14 protein-coding genes are annotated in these 15637 nt (G+C 70.4%); 8 read left to right on the top strand and 6 right to left on the bottom strand.

The genetic code is table 11. The features are described 5' to 3' along the window. Window positions 1-234 precede the first annotated feature (234 nt). The 3 genes from ABD481_RS44345 to ABD481_RS44335 all read right to left on the bottom strand — a co-directional run bounded on the left by ABD481_RS44345 (window position 235) and on the right by ABD481_RS44335 (window position 5505). On the bottom strand, window positions 235-1599 hold the full coding sequence (locus ABD481_RS44345; protein ID WP_344671952.1) for an IS4 family transposase: 1365 nt from the start codon (window positions 1597-1599) through the stop codon (window positions 235-237). Between the two features lie 178 nt (window positions 1600-1777). After that, on the bottom strand, window positions 1778-2179 hold the full coding sequence (locus ABD481_RS44340) for a MerR family transcriptional regulator (protein WP_344671951.1): 402 nt from the start codon (window positions 2177-2179) through the stop codon (window positions 1778-1780). Next, the gene (locus ABD481_RS44335) at window positions 2176-5505 is read right to left on the bottom strand and encodes an AfsR/SARP family transcriptional regulator (protein WP_344671950.1); all 3330 of its coding nucleotides are present in this window, start codon (window positions 5503-5505) and stop codon (window positions 2176-2178) included. Before ABD481_RS44335 ends, ABD481_RS44340 begins: the two co-directional genes overlap by 4 nt. Before the next feature lie 70 nt (window positions 5506-5575). Between ABD481_RS44335 and ABD481_RS44330 the strand changes: the two genes are divergently transcribed. From ABD481_RS44330 to ABD481_RS44300, 7 genes are all read left to right on the top strand, one after another. After that, window positions 5576-6778 (top strand): acyl-CoA dehydrogenase family protein, encoded by a 1203-nt coding sequence (locus ABD481_RS44330; RefSeq protein WP_344671949.1) that lies wholly within the window; start codon window positions 5576-5578, stop codon window positions 6776-6778. Window position 6779: 1 nt separating this feature from the next. Beyond that, window positions 6780-7931 carry a CaiB/BaiF CoA transferase family protein gene (locus tag ABD481_RS44325; protein ID WP_344671948.1) on the top strand — a complete coding sequence of 384 codons (1152 nt, stop codon included), beginning with the start codon at window positions 6780-6782 and terminating at the stop codon, window positions 7929-7931. Further along, entirely contained in the window at window positions 7928-8497 is a 570-nt protein-coding gene (locus tag ABD481_RS44320) for an FAS1-like dehydratase domain-containing protein (protein ID WP_344671947.1), read from the top strand. Before ABD481_RS44325 ends, ABD481_RS44320 begins: the two co-directional genes overlap by 4 nt. Continuing rightward, the gene (locus tag ABD481_RS44315; RefSeq protein ID WP_344671946.1) at window positions 8494-8985 is read left to right on the top strand and encodes a hotdog family protein; all 492 of its coding nucleotides are present in this window, start codon (window positions 8494-8496) and stop codon (window positions 8983-8985) included. The genes ABD481_RS44320 and ABD481_RS44315 overlap by 4 nt, the downstream gene beginning before the upstream one ends. A 20-nt stretch (window positions 8986-9005) precedes the next feature. Continuing rightward, a complete protein-coding gene (locus ABD481_RS44310; protein ID WP_344671945.1) occupies window positions 9006-10121 on the top strand; it encodes an acyl-CoA dehydrogenase family protein in 1116 nt (371 codons plus the stop codon). Between the two features lie 253 nt (window positions 10122-10374). After that, window positions 10375-11232, top strand: coding sequence for an aminoglycoside phosphotransferase family protein (locus tag ABD481_RS44305; RefSeq protein ID WP_344671953.1), 858 nt, complete (start codon window positions 10375-10377; stop codon window positions 11230-11232). A gap of 79 nt (window positions 11233-11311) precedes the next feature. Beyond that, the gene (locus ABD481_RS44300; protein ID WP_344671944.1) at window positions 11312-11644 is read left to right on the top strand and encodes a hypothetical protein; all 333 of its coding nucleotides are present in this window, start codon (window positions 11312-11314) and stop codon (window positions 11642-11644) included. 108 nt (window positions 11645-11752) lie between these two features. Here ABD481_RS44300 and ABD481_RS44295 read toward each other — a convergent pair whose 3' ends face one another. Next, on the bottom strand, window positions 11753-12649 hold the full coding sequence (locus ABD481_RS44295) for an SAM-dependent methyltransferase (protein WP_344671943.1): 897 nt from the start codon (window positions 12647-12649) through the stop codon (window positions 11753-11755). A 152-nt stretch (window positions 12650-12801) separates the two neighbouring features. Here ABD481_RS44295 and ABD481_RS44290 point away from each other — a divergent pair, with 152 nt between their 5' ends. Then, the gene (locus ABD481_RS44290) at window positions 12802-14046 is read left to right on the top strand and encodes an MFS transporter (protein WP_344671942.1); all 1245 of its coding nucleotides are present in this window, start codon (window positions 12802-12804) and stop codon (window positions 14044-14046) included. Window positions 14047-14095: 49 nt separating this feature from the next. On the opposite strand, the gene ABD481_RS44285 is transcribed toward ABD481_RS44290, so the two are convergent. Together ABD481_RS44285 and ABD481_RS44280 are read right to left on the bottom strand one after the other, a co-directional pair. Continuing rightward, on the bottom strand, window positions 14096-14557 hold the full coding sequence (locus ABD481_RS44285) for a hypothetical protein (protein WP_344671941.1): 462 nt from the start codon (window positions 14555-14557) through the stop codon (window positions 14096-14098). A 107-nt stretch (window positions 14558-14664) separates the two neighbouring features. Then, complete coding sequence (locus ABD481_RS44280) at window positions 14665-15549, bottom strand: metallophosphoesterase family protein (RefSeq protein ID WP_344671940.1); 885 nt, start codon at window positions 15547-15549, stop codon at window positions 14665-14667. Window positions 15550-15637: the final 88 nt, after the last annotated feature.

Genomic DNA, 15637 nt, shown 5'->3' with positions numbered 1-15637 from the left:
GTGTCAAGTTCATGCAAGCCCAACCGCAGCCCAACAACCATCACCGCAGCGGCATGGACTTGATACCTGGGCGGCGGTGCTGTACCCGTAGGGCTGCCGACGTGAGCGAGGGGAACAAACCCCCACCCCACCAACCGTCAGCGCAGGGACTAGCCGGGCCCACCTATGGAGCTGGCGCCAGTTCTCCGAGGGATCAGAGGTCCCCAATGCCGTTGGTTTGGGTGTTGGGGTGTGTTAGGTGGTGGTTGGGATGAGGGTGATGGTGTGGTGTGGGGCGGGTGTGGTGACGGGTTTGCCGATTCGGGTGTGGGGGCGGCGTGGGTAGCGGTGTCGTATGCGTTTGGTGGATCGGTAGCTGGTGCGGGGGTGTTGGGCGGGGTTGAGGTAGCGGGATAGGTCGGCGGCCATGGCGGTGGCGATGGCGGTGGCGGCTTTGACGGTGTGGGCTAGTTGGGCGATCACGGTGCGGCGGGCGTGTTTGAGGACTTTGATGAAGCTGATCCGGTCGGGGTCCATTCCACGCTGGTCGGCGATCATTGTTTTGAGCCGGTTCAGGCACAGGTGCACGATCAGGTGGCCCCAGATCTCGGCGCGGACCAGTTCTGGGCTGCCGGAGCGCAGCACGTATTCGTGGCCCTGCTGGATGGTTTTGATCTCCCGGAAGGTTTGTTCGGTCTGCCAGCGCTGGGCGTACAACGCTGCCAGTTCGGCGGCCGGGGCGGTGTTGGGGTCCAGCAGGTTGGTCAGCAGCCGCACCTTGTGGCCACCGACCTGGTACTCGATCACCCGTACTGTCACCTGGCCGATGCGTTTGGCCCCGGACTTCTTGACCGTGTCGAGGGTGGCCAGGCAGGAGCCGTCGGGCAGGAGCTGCACCGGGTTGCGTGCGATAGCCGCCCCGGCCCGCATCACCACCGCCACCTGCTGCTGGGCTGCCAGTTGGAACAGCCGCACCGAGGGGAACCCGGCATCGAACAACACCACGTTCCCCGGCCCGGCCGCACCGATCACCTGCTCGGCCAGCTCCCGCTCCGGACTCAGATAGCCACCGATCGCCGCCGCCCGCAGTCCGTGCGTCCCACACTCGGCCAACGTGACCACTTTGGCCTGGGGATACCCGGCCCGCGGCTGTGCCCCGGTAGGTGCGGCGAACGCGACACGATTGAGGGCACTGTCTTTCACATCGACCACGAACCCGTCCACCGCCAACACCAGCCGGCCTCGCCACCACGCACCGGCCGTGCCGGCACCGGCCACCGGGGCGGCCGCCACCTGTGCGAACACCTCAGCCATCGCTGCGGACCCCAACTTCTGCCGCGCGTTGTGCAGCGATGACTTGTCCACCGAGGCACCGGCCAACTCCGGCACCCCGGCCGTCAAATTGTCCAGCACATCCTCATAGGAATCCTGCGACCACAACGCCAGCCCCAACGTGAAATACACCATGAACTGCGGTGTCAACGGCGACGGCCGCGGACCCGACGGCGGCACCCGCCCCGACACCGCCGCGGCCACCAGATCAGGACTCACCCACCGCGTCAGAACCCCAAGATTCACCCGCCCCGTCAACCCAGTCCACACATGCCGCGCACCACTCATAACACTTACTTACCCACCCAAACCAACGGCATTGGATCAGAGGTCCCCGCTGGAGGCGCCTGCCTTTCGCTTTTCACAGCTTTTGACTTTAATCCGCCCCCTCAACCCATCCGCCCCCCCAACTCCCCAACTCCCCAACTCCCAGCAACCTCCCCAACTCCCCACCAACCTCCCCTCCTCACCCCCCACCAACCTCCTCACACACCGCCGCCCGCCCCGCAAGATGCGAACGGTAGTACTCAATCTTCGCCTGGATCTTCCCCCGCTGCTCACTCAAGCGCGCCAACTCCGCCTCGACCGCCGCGTCATGTTCCTCAAGAAGCGCAAGCCGATCGGCAACCGTGTCGTCGCCTTCCCGCGCCAGGACGGCGAAGCTGTGCATCTGCGCAATCGGCATCCCAGTGCCACGAAGGCAGCGGAGCATGTCGAGCCATCCAATGTCATCTTCGCTGTATCGGCGATGTCCGCCGGCGGCGCGTTGAACGGGCTCAATCAAGCCGATCTTCTCGTAGTAGCGCAGAGTATCCAGGCTGAATCCAGACATCTCGACCGTCTGAGCTGGCGAATAGGTCTCAGTCATGGGTTCATCGTAGAAGCCGACCGGACTCCAGGAGTCGCCCGAGGCGCCACCGGCCGGCGTGGAAGCCACGTCGGCCACCGCCACCGCTGCTCAGCCGAGCCACCCAACCCGAGCAACCCGCGTAGCTCCACCGTCACCGGCGACAAAGTCCCCTCGAAAACGCTGTAGGCATCCTGCCAGGCACTCCGGGCGGCGCCCTCATCACCGAGCCGCTCGCGCATCCGCCCCACCAGCACCAACGCCAGCCCCCGCCCCGGGCGATCACCGAGTTCGGTCAAGATCTCCACCGCCTCCCGCGCGGAGTCGAGCGCCGCCCCGTCCTCCCCCACGTCGATCAACGCCTCCGCCATCCGCAGATACGACCACCCCAGCCGCCGATGCTGACCGATCGCGCGATGTATCTCCGCAGCCTCGCGATGACACGCCACCGCACGACCCGGCGCACCGGCAGCACGCAGCACCATCCCCGTGGCGTGGAGGCTGTCAGCCAGAGCACTGACATCACCGTGCAGCCGACGCAGAGCAAGCCCGGTCTCCGCCAACTCCCGCGCCTCCACCGGACGTCCGACCCGGCACAAGCACTGCGCCAGATTCAGCTGAGCCTCCGACAGCTCCTCCCACCCGGCCCCGTTGGCCTGCAACAGATGAAGCGCTTCGGCTGACACCTCGACAGCATCAGCATCCTGACCAGCCCGCCAATGATTACCGGACAGCACCGACAGCGCCTCCAGCAGATACCCCGGCTCGGGCAGCGTCCGAGCCACCGCGACAGCAGCCGTGGCCTGCACGGACGCCTCCGCCAAGTACCAAGCCTGCGACAGCGACTGCGCCAGCTGCGATCGCGCGATCACCTCGGCACGACGGTTGCCTTCCCGATCGGCTTCGTCGATGACCACCGCCGCCAACCGCGCCAAGTCCTGATCCCCTTGCCCCGACTGGCACAGGATCCCCATCCAGTACAGGAGATCAGCGCAGGCATCGACAACATCCACACCGCTACTGTCACCGCTGCTGTCGCCACCCCCACCGCCACCTCCACCACTGCCCCCACCCCTACCCCCACCACCCGGCCGCCGCTGCTGCTGCTGCCACCGCTGCCGCCCCAAAGCCTGCGCAGCCACAGCGCAAACAGCCTCCCGCTCCCTCTCCCCCCACGCCATGCACCCCGCCGGATCAGCCGGCACAGCACGTGAAACCGGCGCCGCGATCAACCCCACCAACCCGGCACCACACCGATTCACGACCGTCGCCGACCCGGCCGCCACACCGAGATAGTGTTCGTTTAAGCGATCCAGTGCTGCGCGCGCCGACCCCACCCCATCAACCTCATCCCCCACCCGCCGCGCGAACATCCGCAACAACTCATGCAGCCGATACCGCCCCGGACTCGGAGACTCGACCAAACACAGATCCACCAACTCCTCAGCAAGCTCCTCCGCAGCCTCCTCATCCCGACACAACAACGCCGCAGCCGCGCCCACCCCGAAATCAGGACCATCAGGAACCGCCAACAACCGAAACGCCCGCGCCTGCTCCGGCCGCAGCTGCTCATACCCCAACCGGAACGTCGCCTCCACAGCGAGATCCCCCGCCCGCAGCTCATCCAGCCGCCGCGTCTCGTCCCGCAGCCGTTCCTCCAACGTCTCGGCACTCCATCGCGGCCGCGCGGCCAACCGGGAAGCCAGGATCCGCACAGCCAGCGGCAGGTATCCGCACTCTGCGACCACCCGCCGCACCGCCCCTTCCGACCCCGCGATCCGCTCATCCCCCGCGACCGCACGGAAAAGCCCCAGCGCCTCCCCCGCGTCGAACGCCCCCAGCTCCAGCAGCCGCGCACCGGGCACGCCGGTCAACCGCGACCGGCTGGTAGCCACCACCGCACTCCCAGAGACCCCCGGCAACAACGGCCGGATCTGCTCGGCATCCCGAACATCGTCGAGCACAATCAGCACCCTGCGACCCGCCAACACAGTACGGAACAAGGCCGCCCGCTCCGCCAACGTGTCCGGCACCGCCCCCGGATCCACTCCCAGTGCCCGCAAGAACCCTCCAAGCACCGCACCCGGCTCCGCCGAATCCCGGTCGGTCCCCCGCAGCCCGGCGAACAGCTGCCCATCGGGGAACTTCGCAGCAGCCAGATGAGCGGCATGCACAGCAAGCGTCGACTTGCCCACTCCACCGATCCCCGACAGCACCACGACATGGACCGCGTCCGACGGTCCCAGCAGGCCGACCAGCCGCCGCGACCAGGCCTCACGACCAGTGAAGTCGGCGACATCAGCAGGCAACTGGGCCGGCGCCGCGACCGCCGCGACTGCAACCGCTGCGACCGCAACCGGCGCAGCCACCGCAACCGGTCGGGCTGGTGCGACCGGCGCAGCCCCCGCAATCGCCGCTGCACCCGCTCCCGGCACCGGCACCGGCACCGACACTGGCACTGGCACTGGCACTGGAAACGGAGGCAGGACTGGACCCGGCACAGAAGCCCCCACCCCAACCCCCTCCGACCCAACATCCCCACTCACCACCCGCTCCCGCAAAACCCTGAGATCAGGCCCCGGATCCATCCCCAACTGCTCAGCCAGCGTCCTCCGCGTCGCCTCATACACCCCCAAAGCCTCCGCCTTACGCCCACACCGATACAGCGCCACCATCTGCAACTCCCGAAAGCGCTCCCGCAGCGGATACTCCGCAGCCAGCACCGCCAACTCGGCAGTAACAACAGCATGTCGCCCCAACTCCAGGTCCAGACCGATCCGCGTCTCCAACCCGCCGAGCCGCCGCTCGACCAACTGCCCGCGCTGCGCCACCGCGAACGGCCCCGAGAGCCCGGCCAACGGCTCCCCCTGCCACAACCGCAACGCGTCATGCAGCCGCCGAGCCGCTCCCGCCACGTCCCCCGCCGCCCGCGACCGCGCCGCCTCGGCCTGCCACGCCTCGAAACACAGCGCGTCGACCGCCGACCGCTCGACATGCAGCGCGTAGCCCCCGGCCACCGACGTGATCGGGCTCACCGGTCCCAGCACCCGCCGCAGCCGCGACGCATAAGTACGGATCGTGCTCAAAGCCCCCTTCGGAGCTCCCTGACCCTGCCCATGGCTCCGACCCTGCCCATGACCCCGACCCCAACTCTGCCCCTGACCGTGACTCTGCCCCTGCCCCCACAAAGCATCGATCAGCTCCTCCGCCGTAGCGGCCCGCCCCGCCCGCATCACCAGCAGCGCCAACAGCTCCCGCTGCTGCGGCGAGCCGAGGTCGAGCTCCCCGTCCGGGCCCCAGCCGCGCACCGGACCCAGGACGCTGAACCGCCACGTGCTGTCTGCCACCTCACCAAGATACGCGGCACTTTCCCGCGCCTTGATCTGACACACCGTCAGATGTACGGTGAGCCGCACTATGGACTTCGATTTCACGCCCGAGCAGCAGGCGTTCGCGGCCGACGTCGAGGCCTTCCTCGACGCCGCGCAGACCCCCGGCGACACCAGCGTCTTCGACGTAACCCGCGAGAACATGGCGCAGATCGTCGACACCCCGGCGCGGCGCGCGTTCATGCGGCGGATCGGCGAACGGGGCTGGCTGGGCATCACCTGGCCCAAGGAGTGGGGCGGCGCGGAGGGCGACGGCGTCTACGAGTACCTGCTGAACGAGGCGCTGGCCCGGCGCGGCGCCCCGCAGATCGGCAAGGGCGTCGGCATCATCGGCAAGACCGTCCTGGCGCACGGCCCGCAGTCCCTGCGCGAGGAGTTCCTGCCGAAGATCCTGCGCAACGAGGTCGAGTTCGCCGTCGGCTACAGCGAGCCCGACTCCGGCTCCGACGCGGCGTCGATGAAGCTCAAGGCCGAGCGCGCCGTCCAGGACGGCGTCGAGGGCTGGATCCTGAACGGCCAGAAGACCTGGACCACCTCGGCGCACTTCGCCGAGTGGTACTGGGTCGGCGCCCGCACCGATCCCGACGCCCCGAAGCATCACGGCATCACGCTGTTCCTGGTCCCGCTGGACCACCCCGGCATCACCGTCCAGGGCATCTGGACGATGGGCGACGAGCGCACCAACTCCGTGTTCTTCGACAGCGTCTTCGTACCCGACGACCACCGCGTCGGCGAGCTGAACAAGGGCTTCCAGTACATCTCCGAAGCGCTGGACCTGGAGCGCTTCACCATGTTCACCTTCTCCCCCATCGCCGCGCGCTTCCAGCTGCTCGTCGACTGGCTCCGCACCGCCGAGGTCGACGACGAACCGGTCCGCGCCGACCCGGTCACCCGCCGCCGCGTCGCCCGCCTGACCACCGAGGCCGAGGTGGCCCGACTGCTGGGCCTGCGCGTGGTGGCCGCGTCCTCGAAACCGGGCCCGCCACCGACCACCGAGTCCAGCGAGTACAAGCTCTACGCCACCGAACTGTCCCAACGCGTCGCCGACGCCGCCATGGACCTGGCCGCCCCCGGCTCCCAGCTGCGCGTCGGCACCGAGGAGGCCCCGATGGCCGGCCGCTCCGAGTCGACCTACCGCTACACGGTGCTCGACACCATCGGCGGCGGCACCTCGGAGGTGCAGAAGAACATCATCGCGCGGCGGCGCCTGGGCCTGCCGAAGAACTTCTGAGATGGCCGGTCCCGCCCTGCTGTCCGGTGTCAGAGTGCTGAATCTGGCCAGCGTCGGCCCGGCCGCGCGCGCCGCCCGCTGGCTGTCCGACTACGGCGCCGACATCATCACCATCGGCGCGGTCCCAGCGCGCGGCGCCGTACAGATCACCCCGGTGTTCCACGCCTACAGCGGCCACCGCGGCATGCGCCGCGCCCTGCTGGACCTGAAGACCGACCGCGGCCGCGAAACCTTCCTGCGCCTGGCCGAGCACGCCGACGTCGTGATCGAGTCCTTCCGCCCCGGCGTGGTCGATCGCCTCGGCGTCGGCTACGAAGCGGTCCGCGACCGCAACGCCAGGATCGTGTACTGCTCGACCACCGGATTCGGCCAGCAGGGGCCTTACTCCCAGTGGGCCGGCCACGACCTGGACTACCTCGCGGTCGGCGGCTACCTCGCGGTCGGCGAGCCGGGGGCGCGCGGCAACCCGGCGCTGCCCGGCGCGACGCTGGCCGACAGCGCCGGCGGCGGCATGCACGCGGTGATCGCCATCCTCGCCGCACTGGTCAAGGGCGAGGGCGCGTACCTGGACGTCTCCGTCGCCGACGGCGTGCTGTCGCTGATGTCCCTGGCCGTCGACGAATACCTCGCCACTGGCCGCGAACCCGGTTATCAGCATTCGATGACGTCGGGCCGCTACGCCTGCTACGCCACCTACCCCGCGGCCGACGGCCGATGGCTCGCGGTAGCCGCGATCGAACCGAAGTTCTGGGCGAACTTCTGCCGCCTCCTCGGCCTGGAGCAGTGGATCGCGCACCAGACCGACGACGCCGTCCAGGACCGGATCCGCGCCGACATCACCGAGGCCCTGGCCGCCAAGGACCGTGACACCTGGACCAGTATCCTGTCCGGCTCGAACACCTGCGTCGCGCCGATCCTCACCGTCGCCGAGACCGTCGAGGACCCCGGCTACGTCTCGCGCGGCGCGTTCGTGGACGCGGTCCACCCCGAGCACGGCGACCTGCGCCAGAGCGCGCCCCTGCTGGCCGGGATGCTCCGCCCCGAACCGCCCGTCCGCCTGCCGGCCGGCACCCACAGCGCCGAGGTGCTGCGGGAATCGGGCTTCACCGCGGCCGAGATCGAGGAACTCCTGGAGGAAGGCACCGTGGCATGACTGACAACAACAGCGCTGGCCTCCCCACCGAACCCCCCACCGAACCCCCCACCGACCTCCCCGCCGACATCACCGCCCTGATCGACCAGACCCGCCACGAGGAGACCGCCGACTTCCCGGTCGAACGCGGCTACGTCTGGACCTCCTGCGCCTCGGTCGAGAACGGCAACCCCCTCTACTGGGACGACACCACCGCCGTGGAGATCACCGGCGGCCCGGTCACGCCCCCGTCGATGCTCTCGACCTGGTTCCGGCCGCACCACTGGGCCCCCGGTCGCGACGCGCCGAAGCTGCCGCTGCAAACCCACTTCGACCTCAAAGCCCGGTTGGAGCTGCCGGAGGCGATCATCGCGGAGTTCACCACGGTCTTCCACGAGCCGGTCCGGCCCGGGGACGTCCTCACCACCTGCCAGCGCCTGCGCTCGATCAGCCCGGTGAAGACCACGAAGCTGGGCCGCGGCCGGTTCTGGACCATCGACGTCGAATACCGCAACGCGCGCGGCGACCTGTGCGGCGTGGAGTCCTACACCGGGTTCGGCTACCGCCGTGAGGAGCCCGCCGCATGACGCCCGACCCGACGAAGCCCCGGCTGACCCTGGACCAGGTCTCCGCCGGCGACCTGCTGCCGGTCCTGCGCCACCCGGTGTCCGCGACCACCGTGGTCCTCGGCGCCCTGGCCACCCGGGACTGGCGCCCGATGCACCACGACCATGACTTCGCCGTCACCCGGAACGGGGTGCGCGACATCTTCCTGAACACCCCGAACCAGGCCGCCTGGTTCGAGCGCTGCCTCACCGACTGGACCGGCCCGCACGGGCGCCCGGGCCGCATGCGCTTCCGGATGAAGGACTCGGTGTTCCCCGGCGACCTGATGGAGATCGCCGGCACGGTGTCCGGCGTGGCGGTCGACGACACCGGCTGCGGCTGGGCCGACATCGAGCTCGACCTGGCCGTCGGCGGCGTGTCCAAGACCGGGTGCACCGCGCGGATCGCGATCCCGGTCTCCCCCGACGACAACCCGTGGACCCGGCGCGGCGAGCGCTGGCACCCCTAGCGAGACAGGGAAGCCCCGAGATGGACCTCGACTTCAGCGACGAGCAGCGGCTGCTGCGGGACACGGTGCGGGACCTGTGCGCCAAGCATGTGCCGCTGGACGTGGTGCGCGCCCTGGAGAACGATCCCGAACGGTATCCGGAGGACTTCTGGAAGCAGGCCGGACAGCTCGGGCTGCACGGGATGCGGTTGCCGGAGGAGCACGGCGGCACCGACATGACCCTGCTGGACGCGGCGGTGGTGTATGCGGAGTTCGGGCGCGCGCTGGTGCCGTCGCCGCACTTCGTGGGCACGGTGCTGGCCGGACAGGTGATCGCCGCGGCCGGGAGCGCGGAGCAGCGGGAGCGGTGGCTGCCGCGGATCGCTTCGGGGGCCGGGGTGTTCACCGTCGCATGGCTGGAGCCGGATCGGGGGTGGGGGCCGAAGGGAGTGCGGGCCAAGGCTGTACCTGTGGGCGGCTATCGCCTCAGCGGCGCCAAACGACATGTCCCCTATGCCCGCAGCGCGGAGCGGATTCTGGTCCTGGCGCGCGACGAGGCCACGACCGACATCGTCTTCCTGCTGGTGGATCCGGCTGCCGACGGCGTGAGCCTGACGCAGCAGCTCACCATCGCGTCGGACACCCAGTTCCGGGTCGACTTCGACAACGTCTTCGTACCCGAGGACTCTGTCATCCGGGGCGGTTGGCAGCTCTGGGACCAGGTGATGCACGACGCGATCGTGCTGGCGGCGGCCCAAGCGGTCGGGGCGGCGCGGCGCACGCTGGAGTTCACCGTCGACTACGCCCTGACCCGGCATCAGTTCGACAAGCCGCTCGGCGCGTTCCAGGCCATCGCGCACTACCTCGCCGACGCCGTCACCACGGTCGACGGTGCGGAGACGCTGGTGTGGGAGGCCGCGTGGGCCCGGGACGCGGGACGGTCGACGGCGAAGCTCGCGCCGATGGCGAAGCTGTTCGCCGGCGACACGTTCCGGGACGTGACGGCGAAGGCGCAGCAGATCTTCGGCGGCAACGGGTTCACCGTGGAGTTCGACACGCAGCTGTACTTCCGGCGGGCGAAGCAGTGGCAGATGACGTGGTGGGATCCGCGCTATCTGGAGGAGCTGATCGCGGCGCAGGTGCTCGACGCCGCGTAGGCGGTGGAAATCGTTCGACAGCTCGGGTCCGGAGCGGCTGGGATGGACGCCGATCCGAACCCGCTGACGTCGAAACGAGAATCGCGCTGTGGCTCAGAACCAGACCGCTGACGCCGGCTGCGACGATGCCGATGGAAACGCCGGTGCCGCCGATGCCGCGGACGCCGCCTGTGCCGCCGATGCCGCCGATGCCGCCGGTACCGCCGAAGCCCAAGCCCAAGCCCAAGCCGAAGCCGCCAGCCTCCGGCCCGTCGTGACCGAGGACGTGGCCCGCCGCCTGATCGACTCCCAGTTCCCGCAGTGGTCGGCGCTGCCGCTGACTCCGGTCGTCCCAGGCGGCTCGGATCATGCGATCTTCCGTCTGGGCACCGAGCTGACCGTGCGCCTTCCTCGGCATGCCGGGGCGATGCGGCAAGCACGCAAGGAGGCGGCCTGGCTGCCTCGGTTGGCGCCACAGCTCCCGTTGGAGACGCCGCTGCCGGAGGCGGTCGGGACGCCGGGACTCGGGTACCCCTGGTCCTGGGCCGTGCACCGCTGGATGCCCGGCGAACCGGCAACCGCCGATACCCTCGCCGACTCCGTGGAGTGCGCGCAGACGCTGGCGGAGTTCGTGACAGCGTTGCAGCGCTGCGCGATCGACGGCGCCGAGGACGACCCGGACGTGCGGGGCGGAACCCAACTGGCCGCCCGCAACGCCGACACCCGCGCGGCCATCGTCCGCACCGCCGGCACCTTCGACGCGACAGCCATGACAGAGGTCTGGGACGCGGCCCTGGCCGCCCCGGCCTGGGACCGTCCGCCGGTATGGGTCCACGGCGACTTCCACACCGGGAACATCCTGACCCGCGCCGGCCGGGTCGCGGCCGTCCTGGACTTCGGCGAACTCGCCGTCGGCGATCCGGCGCCGGACACGATGATCGCCTTCACCCTGCTCGGCACGAAGACCCGCGAGGTCTACCGCTCGGCGCTCGGGGTCGACGACGCCACGTGGGCACGCGGACGCGGTTGGGCCCTGGTCGGCGGCCTGAACGCCTACGTCTCCTACGCCGCCGTGAACCCGTGGGTGGAGGCGGTCACGACCCGGCAGATCCGGGCGGCGATCGCCGGCTGACTCCGCCGCCGGTCGGTGTTTTCCCGATTCCGCCCCTCCCACCGTTGACTCTCCGAAGCCCGCTTCCTACCGTGAGCGCATGTTCCATCGCAGCTGGCGTCGGGTGGACGGACGGCTGGTCGACACCCGGATCTTCCGCGTCTCCCAGCCGGGGGCGCCGCACCTGCACGAGTGCGTCGTCGAGTTCAAGAACGCCGCGGGCGAGGCGGTCCGGCTGAAGGTCAAGCAGACCTCCAACGCCGTCATCCTGCCCGCGATCGGCGCGAAGGTCCCGCTGCTCGTCAGCGGGGACGACACCAAAGCCGTCTTCGACAAGCACGATCCGCGGATCAACACCAGCGCCCTCGCCAGGGCCCGGAAGCAGGCCGAGCAGGAACGCTTCGACGCCGAGCTGCGCGGCAAGGACAGCTGACCTCCGGCTCACGGCCGACGAGGACAGCTGACCTCCGGCTGACGGCCGGCAAGGACGGCTGACCGCTGACCGCTGGCGGCTGGGACGGCCGACCGCTGACGCCGCCCCCTACCCTTTCGTCCGCCCCGCTGCCTGCCGACCCCCGACCGGCCGCCCCCCGCCCTTCCGCCCCACGACCCCGTACGCGATCTGCCGTTCCCGCACCGTCCGCGTCACCGCCGCGTCCGGCCGCCACTCCGCCATCGGCACCAGCCCCGGCGCGATCGGCTCCAGCTCCCCCAGCAGCTCCAGCACCTCTTGGCCGTCGCGCAGGCGGCACGGGATCGCCGACTGGCGGTAGGCCGCGGCGGTGCCGCGCGCCAGATCCCCGGCCAGGTCGGCGGTGCCGTGGGTGAGGACCAGGTGGCTGCCCGGCGGGCAGGCGTCCATCAGCGTCTTCAGGTGGCGGGCCGGGGCCTCGTGGTCGGGCAGGAAGTGCAGCAGGCCGGTGACCAGGATCGCGACCGGTTCCTCAAGGTCGATGAGCGTGCGCAGCCCCGGATCGGCGAGCAGGGCCTCGGGGGTGCGGAAGTCGCCCTCGACGAACGCGGTGCCGGCCGTGCCGTCGCTGAGCAGCACTTGGACATGGGACAGCACCACCGGGTCGTTGTCGACGTAGGCGACCCGGGCCCCGGGGTCGACGGCGCGCGCTATCTGGTGGGCGGTCGGGACGGTGGGCAGGCCGGTGCCGATGTCGACGAACTGGTGCAGGCCGGCGGCGGACAGGTGGCGGATCGCGCGCCGCAGGAACTCGCGCTGCTGGCGGCAGGCGTCGCGGATGTAGGGGTTGGCGCGCTGGATGAGCTCGGCGGCCTTCCGGTCGGCGCGGAAGTGGTCCTTGCCGCCGAGCAGGTAGTCGTAGACCCGGGCGATGTGCGGGGCGTCGGCGTCGACCTGGGGCGGTCGCCGGCCGGCGGCGGCGTCGAACAGCGGCGGCAGCGGGCTCAGTCCGTCGTGATCGGCCATGCACCCTCCTGACGGGTCGGGCCCTGGGCCGGATTGTCAGCGCTCGAAGGCCCCAGGATAGCCAAACTCAGGCTGTGGTCTAGAGCACTTCCACTGACGATATGATCTATGCCGGTAAGAAGCAGTGCACGGCGAGGAGCGGGCGGACACCCATGTGGGACAAGGAACGACGCTCGGTGGCCGCCGTGTTCGCCGCGCACGGGGCGAGCTCGGGCACCTTCGCCTCCCGGCTGCCGTGGCTGTCCGACCATCTGCACCTGTCGGCGGGCAGCCTGGGCGTGGCGCTGCTGATGACCTCGATCGGCGCGATCAGCGCGATGCCGTTCGCCGGCCGCCTGGTGGCCCGGGTCGGCACCAAGCTGGTGGCCCGCACCCTGATCTGCGCGTTCACCCTGGTGGTGCTGGCCGCCTCCTGGATGCCGAGCCTGCCCGCCCTGGCCGTCGCGACCACGCTGCTCGGCGCCGTCGGCGGCACCTCCGACATGGCGATGAACGCCCAGGGCATCCTGGTCGAGAAGCGGCTGGGCCGCTCGATCATGTCCGGCCTGCACGGCAGCTGGAGCACCGGCGTGCTGATCGCCGCGCTGGCCGGTTCGCTGGCGGCGCACCAGCACGTCAGCGCGCGCGTGCACTTCGCGGTGGCGGCCGCGGTGATCGCGGTGGTGACGCTCTGGGCCACCCACGGCTTCGGCACCACGGCGGCCGACGTCGGCCTGGCCGAGGAGAAGACCGAGGACGTCCCGCTGTTCGTGGTCCCGCGCGGCGTGATCCTGTTGATCGGCCTGGTCGGCTTCTGCGGCATCTACGCCGAGGTCGCGGCCCAGGACTGGAGCTCGGTGTACATGCACCGCACGCTGCACGGCGACGAGGCCGAGGCGGCCTTCACCACCGGCATGTTCGCCTTCACGATGGCCGCCGGGCGGCTGTCCGGCGACGCGGTGGTGGGCCGGCTGGGCGCCGCCACCACGGTCCGGGCCTGCGGCGTCCTGGGGGCCCTCGGCGGCGTGCTGGTGGTCGTCGCGCAGTCCCCGGCGCCGGCGATCGTCGGGTTCATGCTGATCGGTATCGGCGTGAGCGTCGTGGTCCCGCTGGCCTTCGCCGCCGCCGGGCACGCCGGGCCCAACCCGACCCTGGGAGTGGCCGGCGTGGCGACCATCGCGTACGGGGCCGGGATGGCCGCGCCCGGCATGATCGGCGGCATCGCCAACCTCACGTCGCTGCGCGTCGCGTTCTGCGCGGTCGCGGTGCTGGCCGGGCTGGTCGCGCTCGGCGGCGGCCTGCTGGGCCGGAACGCGCCGGCGGCGGTCGGCGGGGCCGGAGCGGCCTCCGGCCTGGACGCCGAACAGATCGGCCTGTCGACGGCGGCCGGGGCCGAGGCGCTCGCCAACGAGGGCTGACCGGATCGGGTGCGCGTCAGCCGCACACCCGTCACGCGTCGGCCGTCCGTCAGTTGCAGGTGCCCGTGATCGGCTTGACCCCGACGTACACGATCCCGCGCCAGTTGATGTCGACGGTCGAGCCGGCCCCCCACTGGGAGTCGCTGGCCCACACGGCGCGGCCGCTGTTGGTGTAGAGGACCAGGTTGCCGTCGCTCTGGTAGGTGACGTGGGTCGCGCCGGAGCCGTTGGTGCCGGTGGCCCAGCAGGGCTGCTTCCAGCCGTAGGGGCCGATGCGGTACAGCACCAGGTTGCCGTCGTACTGCATTTCGAAGCTGTCCAAGTAGTCGTTGCCGTTGTTGGACACCCAGCGGGCGATGTACTCGCCGCCCCACAAGGTCTCGCCCTTGGCCATGTGCGAGATGTCGGCGACGTCCGCCGAGGCCTGGCCGGCGGCGCCGACCGTCAGGCCGGCCAGCAGGGCGCTGGTGCTCAGCACGCCCACGAGGGCGCGACGCAAGGTCCTGGTCATGATGGTTCTCCCCGGTGTCTTGCGATCGCTTGCCCGACGCGTCGCGATCGCGGTTCGTCCTCATCGTGACAAGCCGCGATCACCAGCTGCTAACGGAGCGCTAACCTTCACACCGCGCCGGCCGCCACGATCCCGGCCAGATCGACGTCGTCGCCGTGGACCTCGGCCAGCCAGGCGTCGTGCAGGTACTCGAAGGCTCGGGTCTCGGTGTCGAGCAGCCCGACGCTGCCGTCCGTGACCCGCTGCTCCGGGTTGACGCCCTCGGGCTTGTACCGGGTGGACTTCGGCCCGACGAGCTGCGCGAGCGTGTAGGAGACGGTCGAGCCGTAGTACCGCGGCCCGTTCTCGTGGTGGACGTGGCCGCTGATGTGCAGCGGCGGCTGGAGGTGCTCGATCAGCCGGGTCAGCTTCGGCGAGCCCTGGACCTCCCCGCGGAAGCCGCGGGACATGCCGTAGGGCCCCTCGTGGGTGATCAGCAGATCGACGCTGCCGGGCTCGGCGGCGAGCAGGGCGGCGTAGGCGGCCTCGTCGAGGTCCATCTTGCCCGGCGCCTCCATCAGCCCGAGGAAGGCCGTGCGCAGACCGGCGACGTCCACCACGCGGCCGCACTCGACGTGGTGGAACGCGCCCAGCGGGTCCACCGCCACAACCCCGGCGCCGGCCGACGCCGCGTGCAGCGACGCGAGCCACTCGTGGTCCTCGTGGTTGCCCGCCACGAACAGCACCGGCGGCATCTGCTCCAGCGCGCCGCGCACGCTCGCCGCCAGCTCCGGCGTCGGGTCGAGCAGCCGGAAGAAATCGCCCTGCGACGGGCTGTCGAGAATGAACCGCCGGCTGGGGCCGTCGAACCGGTCGGCGCTCGGATAGGCGCCGAGGTCCCCGACCTGGACGACGGCGTCCAGCCGGACGCCCCGGCGCTGCTGAAGCATCAGGACACTGCCGAGCGCGTGCAGCACGCACCCGTGGACGTCGCCTATGAAGGCAACTTTCATTACAGACTCTCCTTGATAGGGGTTCGGACATGTTCATGCCCGATCCCCTATGCAAGCATCGCCTGCGCCCTGGACGCGCTATCAGAGC

It is taken from the genome of Catenulispora yoronensis (genome assembly GCF_039531695.1).
Lineage (GTDB): Bacteria > Actinomycetota > Actinomycetes > Streptomycetales > Catenulisporaceae > Catenulispora > Catenulispora yoronensis.
Note: the sequence above shows the minus strand (reverse complement) of the source record. Positions and strands in the feature narration are given on the sequence as shown.